The sequence below is a fragment of the Kamptonema sp. UHCC 0994 genome, assembly GCF_029167235.1.
Taxonomy (GTDB): Bacteria; Cyanobacteriota; Cyanobacteriia; order Cyanobacteriales; family Microcoleaceae; genus Kamptonema.
This window is the reverse complement of record NZ_JARFTR010000079.1, coordinates 37,646-56,772: the sequence shown is the minus strand read 5'-3', so window position 1 is coordinate 56,772 and position 19,127 is coordinate 37,646. Positions and strand designations below refer to the sequence as shown.

Below are 19,127 nucleotides of genomic sequence, written 5' to 3'. Positions count from 1 at the left end.
AACCGGGCTAACTTGGGTATGGAAGTAATGCACGAGCGTAATGCTCACAACTTCCCTCTCGACTTGGCTGCTGGTGAGTCTACCCCAGTGGCTTTGGTTGCTCCTGCTATCAATGGCTAGGTTTTAGTTGTTGATTACAAAAGACGCTCTCAGAAATGAGAGCGTTTTTTGTTGGGGAAAGTAGACAAAACAGTAGAAAAAACAATTTCAGGGATGAAAATACGCCTTCAACTTTGGTACGATATTTATCAATATAAGAGATGGCGCTGTCAAACTATCGCCGATCGCCTTATATTTTTTGATTAATAATGTCACTTTCACCATAACTATTATTAATTATACAACCAAATCAATTAAAGAATTACAATAAACTAACAAGCAACAACTAACAACTAACCAATGATGAAACAGGTAATCGGCATTGACTTAGGCGGCACAGCAATTAAACTAGGCAGATTCAGCGAAGACGGGACTTGTCACCAATCTTTAACAGTTCCCACCCCACAACCTGCGACACCAGAAGCAGTTTTAGCTGCAATTGCAGGCGCAATTACCCAACTCAACCCAACTGCTAACTCTGTAAAAGCAATCGGTGTAGGTATCCCCGGCCCCGCAGACGCAACAGGCCGCATAGCTAGAGTAGCAATTAACCTCAAAAACTGGCACGATGTCCCCTTAGCTGATTGGTTAGAAGCCAAAACAGGCTTACGGACAGTATTAGGAAATGATGCAAACTGTGCAGGATTAGGAGAAGCTTGGTTGGGTGCCGGTCGCAACTTTAAGAACCTAATTTTGCTAACATTAGGAACTGGCGTAGGTGGTGCAATTATCCAAGATGGTAAACTATTTGTCGGTCATACAGGAACCGCCGGAGAATTAGGATTAATCACTATCAATCCTGATGGCCCAGAATGTAATAGTGGTAATCGTGGCTCTTTAGAACAATACATTTCCGTTCAAGGAATTCGCCGCGACACGGGTTTAGAACCATTAGAAGTAGCAAATTTAGCGAAGGCAGGAGATGCTAAAGCATTAGAATATTGGCAAAAATACGGGCGATATCTTGGTGCAGGTTTAGCAAATTTTATCTACATTTTAACACCAGAAGCAATTATTATTGGCGGCGGGATCGGTGCCGGTGCTGAATATTTCTTGCCAACAGTCAAAGCCGAAATTGAACAACGAGTCCTCCCCAGTTCCCGCGAAGGTTTGCAGATATTAATCGCAGAATTAGGTAATCAAGCTGGAATTGTCGGGGCAGCAAAATTAGCAATTGGTAATTGGTAATTGGTAATTGGTAATTGGTAATTGGTAATTGGTAATTGGTGATTGGTGATTGGTGATTGGTGAAAAATTCTCGCCCTCTCCTAGTCTCCTCTCTTCCTTCTTCCTTCTTCCTTCTTCCTTCATTAAGGCATAGAATGACCAGTTGTTTTTTGGATGAAATCGTTAATTTTTTGATAAGCTTCCCCGCTAGTTTGTGGGTTAATTACAAGATTAGTTGAACTATCAGGCAACCAAAAAGATAATCTACCGTTAGGTTCCCATACAAATGTAGTAATTCTAGTCAAATCAATAAAAAATTCCTTGCGGTCATAATTAATTGAAACCCACCAACCTTTAGAACTTTTTTCAGTAGTTTTTTTAACGTATTCCAGAACTTGCTTATAAGCATCTAAATTATTTTGAGGAATCAAAATAATTGGCTGACTGCTATTCGGCAACCAAAACGTAATCCGCTTATTGTCAATTTCACTAGAAAACGCACTAATACTCTCAAGATCGATTAGGTATATGCCGCGTTCATAATTTATTTTAACCCAGTAGCCCACAAGACCTCCTCAAAGCTGTGAGTTCTGGCATTTCAAATAGCTCATGTAACTCAAAACCAAGTAAAACACAGAAGTGGGTTAGAAAATTTCGTTTAGCCATTGACATCAGGGTGAAGACTATTCGCGGTCGTCAGCCATTAGTATTTAGTTTATACTAATTACCAATGGCTGAGGGGTGACAACTAATAGCTAAGACACCTCAGCAGGTAAATGTAGGATTGACTCAGGGTTCGTACCCTCAATTCCTATATCTTTCCCAGAGACTATACCATCTATGGCGACAACCTCTTCTATTTTGCCATTTCGTGATTCACTTGCGGCCTCAACAAACCCTTTAAACAAGGGATGGGGGGTGGAAGGTCTAGACTGGAATTCTGGATGGAATTGGGTAGCAATGAAAAAGGGATGTTTTGGCAATTCAATAATCTCTACTAAGCGACCGTCGGGAGATGTACCACTGATGACATAGCCTGTTTCTAAAAAAAGATTACGGTAGGCATTATTAAATTCATATCGATGACGATGACGCTCATAAATTACTTCCTGCTGATAGAGTTTGAAAGCAAGAGTATCAGCATTTAACCGGCAAGGATACAAACCAAGACGCATCGTACCACCTAAATCGACGACATCTTGCTGTTCCGGTAATAAATTAATCACCGGATTAGCAGTATTCGAGTCAAATTCAGCGCTATTGGCATCTTCCAACCCGCCGATGGTTCGTGCCCACTCAATCACTGCACATTGCATTCCCAGACACAATCCTAAAAATGGAATTTGCTTGCGTTTAGCGTATTCGATCGCTGCTATTTTACCATCAACTCCTCGAATCCCAAAGCCGCCGGGTACGACAATGCCATTGATACCATCGAAATAGCTTTCGATCTCTCCTGATTCTAAATCTTCAGAGTTGATCCAGTGTAAATTGATGTCACTGCCGATCGCGATCGCAGCGTGTCGCAAAGCTTCTACTACCGATAGGTAAGCATCGCTTAACCTGACATATTTCCCAACGATCGCAATATCAATTGTCTGAGTCGGACTATACATCCGATTTACCAAAGTCTCCCACTGAGTCAAATCGGGTTGTCGTTGTTCTAATTGCAACAAATCTAAAGCTTGTTCCGCCAACCCTTCCCTTTCCAGCATCAGCGGTACTTCATAAATACTTTTTGCATCGTGAGAAGTGATCACGCACTTTTCTTGTACGTCACAGAAAGTTGACAACTTCTCCTTCATCCCCGGTTGCAAAGGGCGATCGCATCTACAAACCAAAATATCAGGTTGAATCCCAATCGATCGCAAACTTCCCACCGAGTGCTGAGTCGGCTTAGTTTTCATCTCCCCCGCCGCCGCAATCCAAGGAACCAGCGTTACATGAATATAAATCACATTTTTGCGTCCTACATCCCTGCGGAACTGCCGAATCGCCTCCAAAAACGGTTGCGACTCAATATCCCCCACCGTACCGCCAATCTCAGTAATTACCACATCGGGATTCGTATTCTTCGCCACCCGGTGAATGCGTTCCTTAATCTCATTCGTAATGTGCGGAATCACCTGTACCGTCCCGCCGTGATAATCTCCCCGGCGTTCCTTATTAATCACCGCCTGATAGCATTGACCTTGAGTGACGCTGTTCAGACGCGATATCGACGTATCTGTAAACCGTTCATAGTGTCCCAAGTCCAAATCCGTTTCCGCGCCATCATCAGTCACGAACACTTCACCATGTTGAAACGGGCTCATAGTTCCCGGATCGACATTCAGATAGGGGTCTAGCTTCAGAATCGAGACAGAATAATCCCGCGACTTCAGCAAACGGCCCAAGGAAGCAGCGACAATCCCCTTGCCAATGCTGGAAACGACCCCACCAGTCACAAACACAAACTTGGTCATAGGATTTTAGCTTTCAACTTTAGATTTTTCTATCCAACTCCCACTCTAAAATCTAAAAGCCAAAATTGGAAATTGTCTAGCGGGGACTGGAGACTGGGTATTGGTGTCAACTTAATATCAAACCCTCATTCTGACAGGGCTTAAAACCCCCCTCTTATAGCTTAAGTCCTCTTCAGAGGACTAATGAGTTCTTTAATCCTCTTTAGAGGATTTAATCTTTGAGACAGGGGTTTTAACCCCTGGCAGTGTTTCAGTTTAATTTGACACCAGTGGGGACTGGGGAACCTCACCCAATTTGTAGGATGGGTGAAGAGAAGCGAAACCCATCTTACAAATTTTTGTTAACTGTTAACTGTTAACTATTAACTGTTAACTGTTTAAGGCGTTAAATGTACAGATACATTAGGAGAAATACCCAGCTTAATATCAACCGCAATCCCCTTAAGGGCTTTGAGATTCAATTTTTGTTGTAGATCCTTAGTAATGAGTAAGGCGTTGAGAATTGTCCCCAAAAGTTTGTTGCTGGGATGATCTGCTATCAGTTTTTGTACCGCTTCTTTATCGATCCGTTCAACCGAACCAGATAGAGTGGTTCTAATCTCAGGTACAAGTCCCATTTCTAGTTTAAAACTCTCCACAGTTAAACCCAGACTTTCTGCCATCGGCAAAACTTTTTGATATTCTTCCAGAATGGCATTAAATTGTTCTTGAGCAGCAGCCGAAATTCCTGCAACTTGTTCAGTGAGTTTGCCTGTAGCTCCTTGTGCTTTATCTTTCGCACCCTGTATCGGATTGCCTAGATTTTTGATGTCCATGAGTAAATTTTAGAAAAATTGGTAAATTTTAACTTTTCTAATTTGTAGCACAGCACCATTAAGACACTTATGCACTCAAAAAAGCTTACTTTTTAGAATAAGGAATTAAGGAGCAAAAGTCAACTATTTTTTGCAAAAATTTGCTATGATTATAATCTCGGCTAATTTTCCTAGACAATAGGACTTACACATCGACAATGCCAACCGAATCAGGGGGACAGAAATAGGGGTGGTCATAGGCTTTACCAAGCACGCGATCGCTACTGTAACTTTACCTCTCTATTGGTCAGGAACGTTTTTCTGTTGCCGGGGTCATGGTATGCAGACCTAACGCTGTCACATCTGCTATAGAAACTGCTATGAAGTTCGCCCCTATTTTCCCAGTCCAAGGGTTGCTTTCCGTAGGCATCGCACTCATCACTGGCATGGGCCAAGGCTCGCGGGCAACAGACTACAAGCCAAATTTTCTCCCTATGTCTGGCCATTCTCCCACTCAACCCCCTATCCGCCTCGCTAGAGCTGAAGCTAACTGCTCTTTTAACAGCTCATCTGAACCTAGATGTCAACCCAGCGGCTTGTACGTCGAAACTCCTGGCAAAACAGAACAAGTTTTTCCTCTCAAGCATACAGAAGTTAAGGCAAAAATTGCCGGCAATATTTCCCGCGTCGAAGTTTCTCAGAAGTTTGAAAATCCTTTTAATGAACCTCTAGAAGCAGTTTATATCTTTCCCTTGCCCGATGGTGCAGCGGTAGACGATATGGAGATTAAAATAGGTGCGCGGATAGTTAAAGCTGATATCAAACGCCGCGAAGAAGCTCAAGAAATTTACGAACGTGCCAAGCAACAAGGTCGCACTGCTGGACTTTTAGAACAAGAACGAGATAATATTTTTACTCAATCTCTTGCCAATATCAAGCCAGGGGAACAAATAGAAGTTACGATTCGCTACACAGATTCCCTCAAATTTGAAGGCGGCGACTATGAATTTGTGTTCCCAATGGTAGTAGGGCCGCGCTACATTCCAGGGACACCAATTCCTCCTAAATCCCCCAATTCAGAAATTAACACGGATCGCGTTCCCGATGCTTCCCGAATTAACCCGCCCATACTTCCTCCAAACACTCGTTCGGGACATGACATCGGCGTTTTTGTCGAAATTGATGCGGGTTTACCTATTAGTAATGTCCGCTCTACTTCTCATAAAATTGAAACTGCTGCGATTGGTAATACAGTCCGCGTTCAACTGGGGAATTTAGATACAATCCCTAATAAAGATTTGATTTTGCGCTATCGAGTGGCTGGTACTCAAACTCAGGCAACTGTGCTGACTCAAGCTGACAAAAGAGGGGGACATTTTGCCCTGTATCTAATTCCTGCTTTGCAGTACAAAAGTAATGAAATTGTGCCGAAAGATGTTGTATTCTTAATGGATACTTCCGGCTCTCAGCAAGGCGAACCTTTAGTTAAATCTAAGGAATTGATGCGCCGCTTTATTAACGGGCTAAATCCTAATGATACCTTTACGATTATTGATTTTGCTAATACTGCCAAAGCGCTTTCCGTTGCACCTCTGGCAAATACAGCAGAAAATCGGCAAAAGGCTTTAGCTTACATCGATCAATTACAAGCTAATGGCGGTACAGAGTTGCTAAATGGCGTTCAAGCAGTGATGAACTTTCCCGCTGCTGAGTCAGGAAGATTGCGGAGCGTTGTCTTAATTACAGATGGCTATATTGGCAATGAAAATGAGGTAATTTCCCAAGTACAACGAAGTTTAAAACCAGGAAATAGACTGTACAGTTTCGGGGTTGGTAGTTCGGTAAATCGGTTTTTACTCAACCGTTTGGCGGAAGTGGGAAGAGGCACATCTATTGTAATTCGTCAAGATGAACCAACCCAAGATTTAGTCGAAAAGTTTTTGACAGAAATTAATAATCCGGTGTTGACGAATATTGAAATGGTTTGGGAAGGGGGAGGGGAAAAACCAGAGATTTATCCTCTAGTTGCACCAGATTTATTTGCTAATCAGCCGTTAGTTTTGTTTGGGAAAAAGAGCGATCGCGCTAACGGTCAAATCCGCATTACTGGGACTGTTGCAGGAGGCAAACGCTATGAAAAGATCGTGCCAGTTAATTTTATGGCGGCTATGGAACTTCGCCAGCGGGAGTCAAATCCACCAAGTGCGATCGCAGATTTTGGCAATCCCGCGATCGCGCAACTCTGGGGACGTTCTAGAATTAAAGAATTGATGAGTCAAATGTTTGGCGGCGAGACTAAATCTCTGGTGGATGCTGTTACGAATACCGCCCTCACCTATCGCTTGCTGTCCCAATATACGGCTTTTGTCGCCGTCAGCGAAGAGGTGCGGGTAGAACCAGATGGAACTCGTCGCCGCGTCCAAGTCCCCGTAGAATTGCCAGAGGGCGTTAGCTATGACGCAATTCTTGAGCCGCAGCAGGAGGCGGAAGTAACTAGAGGCGGAGGAGTGCGGAGTTTGGCTGCGCCTGCACCTTATCCTAGTTCCCTACCCATTTCTCCCATACGAGAGATGAGAAATGCCCCCCCTACTTCTAACGTAGAGGTGGTAACTGTTGAGGGATTGGATGGAGGTGCGATCGCATCTCTAACTCAACACCTCAAAGCGATAAATTTAGTTAACGGAGTTGGCGGCGATATCGTCTTGGAGTTATTCGTTAAAGATGGGCGTGTCGATCGCATTGTCTTAGATGATAAAGCTTCGACGCTGCAACAGAAAGATGTTGTTGATACTTTGAAGCGATCGCTCTTTTCTTGGTCATCTCCTGCGGGATTGCGTGGGACTATTCGTATTAAGTTGCGAATTGTTCCTATACCCAATTAAAGACAATAAAGCTGAGATATTCTCAAATATTCCGGCGATTAGGTATGTAGTTGCGCTTCAGCGCTCTTGAGGCAGACAAAAGAGCGCTGAAGCGCAACTACATACCTTTGTTTATTATTATTTTTTCCAAGGCAACTTGGTTCCCATTTCAGTCATGGCTGAGAAGATGAGATAGATAACTAATAAACTCATACCTGCAATTAAGGAAAGTAAATCGTTTTCCATATTATGCTATAGCTTAGGACGCATCTAATTTTACCACTTGTTATAGAATAGTAGTCAAAGCTCAAGAAATTTGGAGTTAGCAAAATGCGCCTACTACACACGATGCTGCGAGTCGGAAATCTCGAAGAATCACTGAAGTTTTACACTGAAGTTCTCGGAATGAAACTCCTACGCCAAAAGGAATATCCAGATGGTAAATTTACTCTGGCTTTCGTGGGCTACGGCGATGAATCCGACCATACGGTATTAGAATTAACGTACAATTGGGGTACTGACAAGTACAATTTGGGGGATGCTTACGGTCACATTGCGATCGGCGTTGATGATATTTATGCTACTTGCGATCAAATTAAGACTCGTGGTGGTAAAGTTAGTCGGGAACCAGGGCCGATGAAACATGGTTCAACAGTAATTGCATTTGTGCAAGATCCTGATGGTTATAAAGTTGAATTAATTCAATTGAAAGCTTAAAGTGGCGCAGAAAAAGCATTGATTGGGCGGTTGAAACCGCGTCTTGTCAAACAAAACCCGCCTGCGCGGGTTGAAATTCTATTAGTCCGCGTAGGCGGACTTCGTTTGTTTAGCCGCGAATTCTATTCGCCAGGGCTTATGTTAACTCTTCGCCATTTGTTCCAATCGCCAAAAGTTGCCAAGACCCGAACCGTATTGACACCTAATCTAGGTGTTTCGATAATTTTTGCAGGATGGCAGACAAAGATTCATCCTCATCTGTTGTACGAGGCATATGCTTTTGCATCGTACTGTCTAGCACATCTGTTTTGTTATCAAGGCTTGTTCCGAGGGAGGAGGGATCAAGGTTCTGGAAACTACTCGGCGACGAGTCTGCGAGTATGTTTGGCAACGAGTCTGCTTGCTGCGATGCTGCGCTTTCCATCGGCGTGAGTACGATTTCTGTGAGGTACTCAACCGCTAATTCTATGGTGGGGTAGTCAAAGGCAAAAGTGACAGGCAATGAGCAATCTAACGTGCGTTGTAAACTGTTACGCAGTTCGATAGAGGTGAGCGAGTCAAGACCTAATGTGACAAAACCGACTCCTTCTTCGCTTGGTAGATCCGCCGCGTTTATTCCTAACAATTGAGCGACTTGAAAGCGAAGGTGAACTTCTAACAATTTAGGTCGATCTTGCACGGCAGCTTGCTTCAGTTTTGTCTGAATATCTTCTATTTTGGTAGAATCATACGAAGCTTGCTTATAACTAGACTTAGAAAACTTCTCATAAAAAGGTGAATTGCCTTTTTGATAGTCCAAGAAGCGAGTCCATTGAATTGGTATGACACCAATTTGAGCGGCTGGCTCGTTCAGTAATTCGCCGAAGAGGTCTAAGCCTTTCTGTAACGGGATAGCCTCTTCGCCTCTTTGCGGCAATTTGTCCAGTAGCCCTTGTCGTGCCGCCATGCCAACTTCATCCCAAGCCCCCCAGTTGATGGAGAGGCTGGGTAGCCCTAGCCCTTGCCGATAGGCTGCCAAGCTATCCAGAAAGGCATTGGCTGCGGCATAGTTCCCCTGCCCAGGCGCGCCCAACAGAGAGCTGGCAGAAGAAAAGAGAACAAAGAAGTCTAGTGGCTGCTCAAGGGTCAGCTTATGCAGATTCCAAGCCCCCTGTACTTTTGGCAACAAGACATTTTTGAGTTTGGCTGGGGTTTGTTGGAGCAGACTGGCATCATCAAGCAGCCCTGCGGCGTGGATCGCACCACGCAGAGGTACGGTCAGATCGGTCAAAATCTGTGCCAATGCGTTCTCATCGCTAATATCGGCTTGAGCCACGATGATTTGCGCCCCTACTGCTTCTAGTTCATCCAACACCAGACGAACTTCGGTGCTAGGCTGACTGCGCCCCACCAAAACGAGATGTTTTGCCCCCTGTTCCACCAACCACCGTGCGACTTGTAATCCGACACCGCTCCGTCCTCCAGTAATCAAATAGCTGCTATCGTTGCGGATTTCAAGTGGTTGTTCGGATTTAGGTTTGTATCGGCCCAGACGTGGCACGTATGCTTGACCATTGCGCCAAGCCAACTGACTCTCTTGGCGTAGGCGCAGCCCGCCGCAGGCATCGCTTGATAGATGGCTTGTTAGCTGTGTAAATATCGTGTTCGCCATCTCTTCCCGTGAATATCCGGCCCCTACATCCATGTAGACACAGGACAATTCTGGGTGTTCTAGCATGATGACTTTGGCAAGCCCCCATAAAGATGATTGCGCGAAGCCATTTACTCGATCCTGTTCAACCACCGCTTGTGCATCACAGGTGACAATCAGGAAGGCTGGCGGGGTTGCGTATGTGTTGAGCAAGGCTTGCACAAGGTGTAGCACCGCCGTGCAGTTATCTTGTGCTTGCTGCATGGGGTGACAATCCTCTTTTCGATCCAACCCCCATAAATAGACAACTTGTTGTAAATCTGGCAAGGTAGGGAATATCAGCTCGTAGTTGGCCAGTTGCTCCGCCTGTATCGCGATCGCTGGCACCCCAGCAGTGTCCAACCTTTCCGCCAATGCAGCCCCTATTCCGCTCTTATCTGCTAAAACTAAGCAACTACCAGAGATAGCACCATCAGAAGGGACTATCGAATCAGGCGATTGAGCTTGCCACTCAATGTCTACGAGCCAGTTGTGTATGTGTTTTGTTCCAAGGAATTTTTCGGGAGAGGCTTCGCGAAGTACAAAGCCAATGGCTTTGGCAAAGGTTTCTCCGGCTTCATTCATAATCTGGAAGTCATATTTGAATTCCCCAACCTTCCTCGCGTAACACCACCACTCTGTTCCCGTGACGGGTTTGTAAAGTTGCAGAGAAGCAAATGACAAAGGCACTCTGGTTGCGGAGTCCCCGTACTCGTACTCCATAACAGCAGTGGTCGAAAGCGAACTATCAAGCAATATGCCGTGAAGTTGGTGTCCCGATACGGAGCCGATCGCCTCTGGTATCTGAAGACGGGTCAATGCTTCATCTTCCCCATGCCAAAGTTGCTGTACCCACCTAAAGGAGGGCCCCATTTCAAATTTTTGTTTGACTAAGCTATTGTACCAGTCATGACCATTGACGGTGTGCGGACAACGCTGACGTATATCATTCGGGGAGAGTGTTGGCGGTTGGGCATCGCGCAACATACGAAGACACCCTGTTACATGGACTTTTGGTTCGTTCTCTAAGCGACCATCCGGCATGAAGCTAATAATCTGGAAGGTCATAGGTGGGAATGTTCGATCGCTTTGATTCTCGCGTGACGTATCGGGTGTGAGAATCGCCTGCACGATGACCGTATCATCGTCATGAAAGATAATTGGCTGGTAAAAAGCAATATCGGTTAATTCATGCCGATCGTCTGGGTATAAAACTTGCGCCGCATTGAAGATTAATGAGGCTAATACTGCCCCCGGTACAATGACTTCACCGTAAATCCGATGATCGTAGATATGAGGCATCTGTCGCACGCCAAACTCGGTTTCAAACACCACCTTTTTCTCTGATGGCAGCCGAATCATCTTATCCAACATTGGGCCGACCCCTTGTTGTTGGGGCTTTTTGAGGGTACTTTCGACCCAATGTCGTTCTCTCTGAAATGGATAGGTAGGCAACAATATTTTGTGTCGCGAATAATCCTTGTCAAAGCCCGCCCAGTCAATCTCGACTCCATTGACTACGAGTTGGCTGCACGTAGAAAGCATCTGCTGCCAATCGCTGCCCTCTTCGCGCAAACTAGGTAGCATGAGCGGATGACTAGCTGAAGCGTTGTCACTATGAATCTGCTTTGCCATGCCCAACAATGTTGGTTTGGGCCCCACTTCTAGGAAGATATCAGTATTCTGTTCTTGCAATGTGGCAATACCATCGGCAAAACGGACGGTAGAGTGGACATGACGCACCCAATAATCAGGTGTGGCTACCTCGTCGGTTGCCAATTGCCCTGTGACGTTAGAAATCAGCGACAAGCTGGGTGGTGTATAGCTGATGGTGTTTGCAACGTCTCGGAATGCGTTTAGTATGGGAGTCATCATTGGCGAGTGGAAAGCGTGAGAGACGGTGAGCAAGTGTGTTTTAATGCCTTCCGATGCGAACTGTGCTGCTAGCTTGTCTATAATTTCATCTTTGCCAGAGATGACCACACTTTGCGGCCCGTTAATAGCTGCGATCGCCACATCTGCGCGGTAAGGCGCGATCGTCGCTTCCACTCGCTTCTCATCGCTTCTGATGCTAAGCATTTTTCCGTGAGGTAATCCTTGCATCAAACGACCACGCGCCGCAATCAGCTTTAGCCCATCTTCTAAACTAAAGACACCCGCCAGACAAGCGGCCACATATTCACCCACGCTGTGTCCCAGCACGACATCAGGTTCAATGCCCCATGATATCCATAGTTTTGCTAGGGCATATTCAAAAGCAAAAAGGGCAGGTTGGGTATAAACGGTTCGATCGAGTGGCGAATCTTGCGAGTAGCTTTGCGTCGTGCTACGTGAAGTGTAGAGTATGTTCAGAATCGATTCACCCAGCAATGGACGCAGAATGCCGTCACAGTCGTCCATAGTCCGACGGAAGGTGGGCTGAGTTTCATAAAGCTCGCGCCCCATGTCGATGTATTGCGACCCTTGGCCAGTAAACAGAAAAGCGATTTTAGGGCTTAGTTGATTATCCGGCACCACATTATGCTGCATTTGCATTGAGGGCCGCTGTGGATAGCATTTTAATTGTTCTGTTAACTGCGCGATCGAGTCGGAGATAATGCTTAAGCGATCGCCAAAATGATTACGCCCGACATTTGCGCTGTAACATAGATCCGCCAGGGACATGGCGGGCGCTTCATGGAGAAATGCCACGTAACGGGCTACCAAGGCGTTGAGCGCCGCTTCGTTTTTGGCTGAAAGCGTCAGAATGTGCCAAGGACGTTCAGGGCTATTTTCTGATTTTTCGTTTTGGCGTGCAGGTGCTTCTTCTACGACTAGATGACAGTTTGTACCACTCATACCAAACGAACTCACCCCAGCGATGCGCTTTTTCGCAGACCAAGGTATACATTGTGTCGGCACTCGAACTGGCGAAGATTCCCAATCAATGAAGGGATTCGGGTTTTTGAAATGGAGACTGGGAGGAATCTGTTTTTTTTGTAATGATAAAACGACTTTTATCAACCCCGCAATACCAGCGGCTGGTTCTAGGTGTCCGATATTGGTCTTCACAGAGCCAATCCACAAGGGTTCTGAACGAGAGGCTCCAAATACGGCCGTCAATGCTCCCACTTCAATCGGATCGCCCAGTTGTGTCCCCGTGCCATGCGCTTCGATGTAACTGACCGCTTCAGGCTGAACCTTAGCGTTTTGTAGCGCCTGACGCAGCAAGGCTTCTTGAGCCAGCTTGTTGGGAGCAGTTAAGCCACTGCTGCGCCCGCCATGATTGACTGCACTACCCCGTAGCACGGCTAAAATCGGATCGCCTGCCGCTAGAGCATCGCCGAGCCGTTTGAGTACGATCGCGCCACAACCCTCGCCCCGTCCATAGCCATCGGCGGCCGCGTCAAACGTTTTACAGCGACCTTCGGTCGCAAAGGCATTTAACTGGGCAGTCCCAATCATAGGGTCTGGCATTAACATCAGCTGAACGCCACCAGCCAGCGCCAGATCGCATTCCCCTAGCCGCAAACTTTGACAGGCAAGATGTACAGCGACTAAGGAGGAGGAACAGGCAGTATCGACAATCATGTTAGGGCCTTGAAGTCCCAACAGATAGGATAAACGCCCCGCAGCATAATAATTGCTATTGCCCGTTGCAGCGTAGACATTATCATGAGCCCCAGTATTTTTAAGGTGAGCGTAATAATCATTTTCGCTCATCCCGACAAAGACCCCTGTTTGGCTATCCATCAATTGGCTGGGAGCAATTCCAGCCCTTTCAAATGCCTCCCAAGCCACCTCAAGAAGCATTCTATGCTGGGGATCTATACTGGCCGCTTCACGTGGCGAAATATCAAAAAACGAGGCATCGAATTTATCCACCGCATCAACAAATGCGGCTTCGCGAATATACATTTTGCCTGACTGCCCAGGTTTGGGATCGTAGTAGTCATCGACTGCCCAGCGATCGGCGGGGATTTCGGCTACCATATCAACACCATTCTGAAGTAGTTTCCAGAATGCCTGTGGTGAATCCGCGCCCGGAAAACGCAGCCCCAGCCCCACAATTGCGATCGGTTCGTGCGTTCGGCGTTGCATCGCTTCAAGTTGTTGGCGTGCTTCCTGTAGGGCTAGCCCTACACGCTGAAGTAATGTAGCTGCATCTTCATTTCCTGTCATCTTTTCTGTCATTGTCGATCTCCTTTCATCTCATTCAGTAAGGATTCAAGTGCGAATAAATCTTCTGTTATGGAAGTAATACTGGGATCGACAGAAGCGCTGGTACTTTTGTCCTTATCGCTGTCTTTGTCCTCCGCATTTTCATCTAATGTGAGAATTGCTGAGGTGTCTGGCTCACACTGTATGTTGATTTGAGTCAATAAAAACTTAGCTAAACGATCCACCATCGGATAATCGAATGCAAGCGTTGCAGGCATCTGAATTTGCAGACTTTCTTCCAAACGCCGCCTCAATTCAAGTGACATCAACGAATCTATCCCCAACTCAGTGAAGGGTTGGTGGACTTTGGGTAATTCGGGACTACGCAAGACACCGGCAACTTGCGTCTGTAGATGGCGCAGCAAGATTTTCTCTCGCTCTTTTGGCCGAGCTTGCTGTAATTGTTCGAGCAAGGTAGGGCCGACTTCATGACGAGGTGTAGGGATATCTTGGGTGGTGGTGGAGGATATATCGCGATCGAGCAAAGCAAAAAAGGCCGAGCGTGTGTCGGACATCGTGCGAAGCCCATCCTTAGAAATGGCAGCAATTTGGGCCGATGGTTGTTGCAAGAGATAGGCAAAGAGTTGTAATCCCTGTTCTGGTGCAATTTCTAAAGTGCTACTATCTTGTCCAACTGCGGCGCTTTGTGAAGAAGCTTGTTTGAGACGTGCGGCCATTCCCACCTCAGACCAAGCATCCCAGTTAATCGAGAGCGCTGGCAAGCCTTGTCTTCGCCGATGATGAGCAAAGGCATCCAGAAAGGCATTGGCGGCAGCATAGTTAGCTTGTCCAGCATTGCCTAGCAATCCTGCACTTGAAGAGAAACAAACAAAGAAATCAAGCGGCATTTCTTTAGTTAGTGTATGTAGATGCCAAGCCCCCTCTAGTTTGGGGACGAACACCTTGCGAAAACGTGCCCAATTTTGCTGCAACAAGATCCCGTCGTCCAATACACCAGCAGCATGAACAATACCAGCTAAAGGATATGCTTTGTCGATCTGTACCAAGACATCAGCCACTTGGGAGCGTATCCCAACATCGGCTTGCGCCACCGTCACCGTTGCACCCAGCGCGGCTATCTCTTGCAGTTGTTGTTGGGCTGCTGGTTTGGGTTGGCCGCGTCCGATCAGCACTAGATGAGTAGCCCCCTGTTCGACCATCCACCGCGCCACAAGCAAGCCCAAACCACCCAAGCCACCCGTAATCAGATAAGTGGCATCTGGTCTAATCAGCATTTTTGGTGATGTCGGGGGATGCTGCTGATAACGCTTGAGTCGTGCCACATAGCGAGTCCCATTGCGCCAAGCGACTTGACTTTCGTGTGGTCTGGCGGTGTGTGTGAACTCAGAGGCGGCGCGGAGTTCAGCCGCCAGAAACTTGGCCTGTTCGTCTGGAAACCCTTCGCCATCGAGGTCAATCGATACACAGTTGAGTTCAGGGTGTTCTAAGGCTATCACCTTGCCCATGCCCCATAAGGGTGACTGAAGCACTCCGACTACGCTATCGTCTTTACGCACAGCTTGGGCGTTACTTGTCACGAGCCACAAGCTAGGGGTGGGCATCTCAAGTTGCACGACTGCCTGTAGCAAATGTAACAGAGTGCCAGTATTTAATTGTACGTTCTCGATTAGGTCTGATACTCTATCCAAGCTAGGTATATCTAAGCTCCAAAGATGAACGATACCGTACAAGCGAGGGAGAACAGCCAACAACCTTTTATAATCCTCCCCTTGCGTCGGATCGATCCGAAAATATGGGGTGTCCCCTTCGGTATTTGGTTCATTGTTAGCCGAGTGATATTCTTGGCCAGCATAGACGAGCGTAGTTATATCCCCTTGCTGGCGTAATTGAGCTGCAAGTGCTTCGCCGTAGCCACTAGCATCGGCAAAGATTAGCCATTGTCTGCCCTCTGTTGCTACGGCAGGTGCTTTGACAGGTAAAGTAGATAGCGGCAGTAACTGCGGTTGCCAAACTACTTCATAAAGCCAATCGTAGATTTGCGCTTGTGTCGCTTGTTCGCGCTGTTGTGTCACCAACAGTTCGATGATGCTGGGTAGGGCTTCCCGTGCGTCGCCTGAAAGTACATCCGTTGCCACCAACAGGTCTACGATTTGCTGCACGTTGCCTTGTTGGAGATGCTGCACAATTGTAGTCGAGGGCCGGACTTCTGTTGTTTCTAAAGGTGGAGCAGCCTGTTCCTCTATCCAATAACGTTGACGCTTCCAAGCGTAGGTCGGCAGGCGTACCTTGCGTCTGGCGTAATCCCCATCAAAGCCCGCCCAATCTACCTGGACACCAAGCGCATACAGTTGGCCCAAACTCTCCAACAGTGTCTGCCAGTTGGGTTGGTTGGGGCGCAACGTGGGAATAGTGACGGGGCGATCGCGATGAGCCACCTCGTCAAAACATTGTTGCACTAATCCTGACAAGGTAGGTTTTGGGCCAACTTCGAGGAAGACTCTGACATCCTGCGCTTGCATAGTCGCAACACCATCAGCAAAACGCACAGGATTGCACACATGATTTACCCAGTAAGCAGGGGAAGCGATCGCTCCTTCCTCAAGAGCAGACTCATCGGAAATCAAGTCGCCGGTTAGGTTACTGACAAGAGCTATTTTTGGAGCGCTATAGTTGATTTCCCTCGCCACCTGCGCGAACTCCTGCTGCATTGGTTCCATCAATGGAGAGTGGAAAGCGTGTGAAACGGACAATCTCTTGCACCGGATTCCTTGAAGTTCTAGCGTGTTGGTGACGACTTGTACGGCTTGGCGATCGCCCGAAATGACGACGCTTCGTGGGCCATTCACCGCTGCGATCGCGACTCGGCGGTAAGATTGAATAGCCGACCTCACTTCCTTGAGGGAGGCCGATATAGCAACCATCTCGCCATCTTGCGGTAGTGCCTGCATCAAACGGCCTCTTTCGGCAGCGAGTTTGAGACCATCCTCCAGAGAAAAGATACCCGCCACACAAGCTGCTACATATTCACCTATGCTATGGCCCATTACGATATCTGGCTCGATTCCCCACGATCGCCACATCTGTGCAAGCGCATATTCTACGGCAAAAAGGGCAGGTTGGGTATAAGCCGTCTGGTCAATTTCGTTTGAGTCATGGTCTGGATATAACACTGAAAGCAGCGGGTTTGCCCACGGACTGTTTCTTGATGAAAAAATGGATTGCAAGATTTCGGCACAGCGATCTAAACAATCACGGAAGGTAGGCTGAGTCTCATAAAGTTCTCGCGCCATCTGCACATACTGCGAACCTTGGCCTGTAAAGAGAAAAGCGACCTTCGGCGCACGAATGCTTGCAGGGGCGTAACCTTGATTGATGTCCAAACTTATCGACCCTTCTTTATAAGCGGCCAGATGAGCCTGCATTTGGACGCATGAAGTGGCAGATAGAGCAAGGCGATGAGCAAAATGGGTGCGTGCTGTATTGGCGGTGTGGCATATATCAGCAAGACTTGCATCAGTAGCGATCAGAAACTCTTGATAGCGCCCAACTAAGTTAGCCAATGCTTCTTCATTCTTGGCACTAAGGGTCAGCAAGTGCGATGGTCTTTCCACTGACGCGCGATCGCCGATTGGTTCGCTAGATGGGGCTTCAGACAACACAATGTGGGCGTTGGTGCCACTGAAGCTAAAAGCACTAACGCCTGCAATCCGCTTTCTATCCTTCGATGTCTTGTTATCCCAAGCATGAAGCGCGATCGGAATTTTAACGGGGAGATTTTTCCAATTAATATATGGATTTGGTGTCTTGAAATGCAAGTGAGGAGGAATCTGCTTGTTTTCTAGCATCAAGACAACCTTGATGAGCCCTGCAATGCCTGCGGCGGCTTCTAAATGACCAATATTTGTCTTAACCGAACCCACCCAAAGTGGTTCCGTTCGCTGACCAAACACTTCGTTCAATGAATCCATCTCAATAGGATCGCCAAGGGGGGTGCCTGTGCCATGCGCTTCTATATAACTCACGTCATCTGGCGCAACACCTGCTCTATGCAAGGCTTGCTTAATGACAGAGACTTGTGCGGGGCCTCTTGGAGCCGTTAAACCGCTGCTATGACCATCATGATTAATCATCGACCCGCGAATGATTGCCAGAATATTATCCCCATCTGCCGTTGCATCCGAGAGACGCTTCAGAGCAATCATTCCGCAGCCTTCGCCTCGCACATAGCCATTGGCATTTGCATCAAATGTCTTACAACTGCCATCAGGTGCCAGCATCCCCCCCTGAGAAAGGGCAATCATCTCATTTGGATCGATGAGTAAACCGACTCCGCCAGCTAGTGCTAGATCGCATTCTCGCTGACGCAGACTCTGACAGGCTTGATGAACAGAGACCAAAGAAGATGAACAAGCTGTATCGATCGCAAAACTGGGGCCCATCAAACCCAGGATATAGGATATCCTCCCCGCAGCGACGCTCACATCAGTGCCACTTAAGTCATACAAATCGGTTTTCCCAATCCGGTTCCTATTTTCGATCGTTAAAGATTTGTAGTTGCTGCCACCAATACCGATAAATACACCAGTCGAACTATCAAAAAGAGTTGCGGGAACGATATTCGCCGATTCAAGAGCTTCCCAACTGACTTCAAGCAGTAAGCGTTGCTGTGGGTCCATGCTAACGGCTTCACGCGCAGAAATGTTAAAGAATGATGGCTCAAATGTATCGATCTCATCCAAAAAACCACCATAACGAGTAAGCATTTTCCCGACCGATGTGGGGTCGGCATCATAATATTTATCCACATCCCAGCGATCGGCAGGAATTTCTGTGACGGATGATCTACCCTCGCGCAGTAATACCCAAAAACGCTCTGGAGTGGTAGCACCGCCCGGAAAACGGCAACTCATACCAACAATGGCGATCGGCTCATTCTTTTGGGCTTCTACCGCAGCTAATTGCGATCGGAGGCTATTGATCTCGTTCAAGGCATTTTTCATCAAAACGCCATAATTTGGCTGAGTCATCTTCGCTTATTACCCTGGGTAAGCCCCCATATCTTCTGACAGGGCTGTTTTATTCTAAGTTACTCCCTTCCCGCCAGAAAATTTTTGTATCTGGGGGTGGACAAATTATGCGATCGCACTGGTGGCCAGCCCGCCAGATCGACAAAACTATATTCGCCAAAAGTTAT

9 protein-coding genes are annotated in these 19,127 nt (G+C 47.0%); 4 read left to right on the top strand and 5 right to left on the bottom strand.

Annotated elements, in window-relative coordinates:
• The coding region (locus PY364_RS08015; protein ID WP_275519719.1) for a photosystem II protein D1 at nucleotides 1-120 on the top strand (120 nt) is incomplete at its 5' end.
• A gap of 282 nt (nucleotides 121-402) precedes the next feature.
• Nucleotides 403-1,287 carry an ROK family protein gene (locus tag PY364_RS08010; RefSeq protein ID WP_275521714.1) on the top strand — a complete coding sequence of 295 codons (885 nt, stop codon included), beginning with the start codon at nucleotides 403-405 and terminating at the stop codon, nucleotides 1,285-1,287.
• 122 nt (nucleotides 1,288-1,409) lie between these two features.
• On the opposite strand, the gene PY364_RS08005 is transcribed toward PY364_RS08010, so the two are convergent.
• The 3 genes from PY364_RS08005 to PY364_RS07995 form a co-directional block, all read right to left on the bottom strand.
• Complete coding sequence (locus tag PY364_RS08005) at nucleotides 1,410-1,832, bottom strand: hypothetical protein (RefSeq protein ID WP_275521712.1); 423 nt, start codon at nucleotides 1,830-1,832, stop codon at nucleotides 1,410-1,412.
• 189 nt (nucleotides 1,833-2,021) lie between these two features.
• Nucleotides 2,022-3,731, bottom strand: a complete 1,710-nt coding sequence (locus PY364_RS08000) for a CTP synthase (protein ID WP_275521711.1) — start codon at nucleotides 3,729-3,731, stop codon at nucleotides 2,022-2,024.
• Nucleotides 3,732-4,108: 377 nt separating this feature from the next.
• The gene (locus tag PY364_RS07995; protein WP_275521710.1) at nucleotides 4,109-4,546 is read right to left on the bottom strand and encodes a hypothetical protein; all 438 of its coding nucleotides are present in this window, start codon (nucleotides 4,544-4,546) and stop codon (nucleotides 4,109-4,111) included.
• 359 nt (nucleotides 4,547-4,905) lie between these two features.
• On the opposite strand from PY364_RS07995, the gene PY364_RS07990 reads away from it, so the two are divergent.
• The gene (locus tag PY364_RS07990) at nucleotides 4,906-7,407 is read left to right on the top strand and encodes a VIT domain-containing protein (protein ID WP_275521709.1); all 2,502 of its coding nucleotides are present in this window, start codon (nucleotides 4,906-4,908) and stop codon (nucleotides 7,405-7,407) included.
• 309 nt (nucleotides 7,408-7,716) lie between these two features.
• The gene (gene gloA, locus PY364_RS07985) at nucleotides 7,717-8,103 is read left to right on the top strand and encodes a lactoylglutathione lyase (RefSeq protein ID WP_275521708.1); all 387 of its coding nucleotides are present in this window, start codon (nucleotides 7,717-7,719) and stop codon (nucleotides 8,101-8,103) included.
• Between the two features lie 202 nt (nucleotides 8,104-8,305).
• Here the strand turns inward: gloA and PY364_RS07980 are convergent, their stop codons facing one another.
• Together PY364_RS07980 and PY364_RS07975 are read right to left on the bottom strand one after the other, a co-directional pair.
• Nucleotides 8,306-13,945: a type I polyketide synthase gene (locus tag PY364_RS07980; RefSeq protein WP_275521707.1), complete on the bottom strand. Its 5,640-nt coding sequence runs from the start codon at nucleotides 13,943-13,945 to the stop codon at nucleotides 8,306-8,308.
• Nucleotides 13,942-18,960: a type I polyketide synthase gene (locus PY364_RS07975; RefSeq protein WP_275521706.1), complete on the bottom strand. Its 5,019-nt coding sequence runs from the start codon at nucleotides 18,958-18,960 to the stop codon at nucleotides 13,942-13,944. Before PY364_RS07975 ends, PY364_RS07980 begins: the two co-directional genes overlap by 4 nt.
• Between the last annotated feature and the right edge of the window lie 167 nt (nucleotides 18,961-19,127).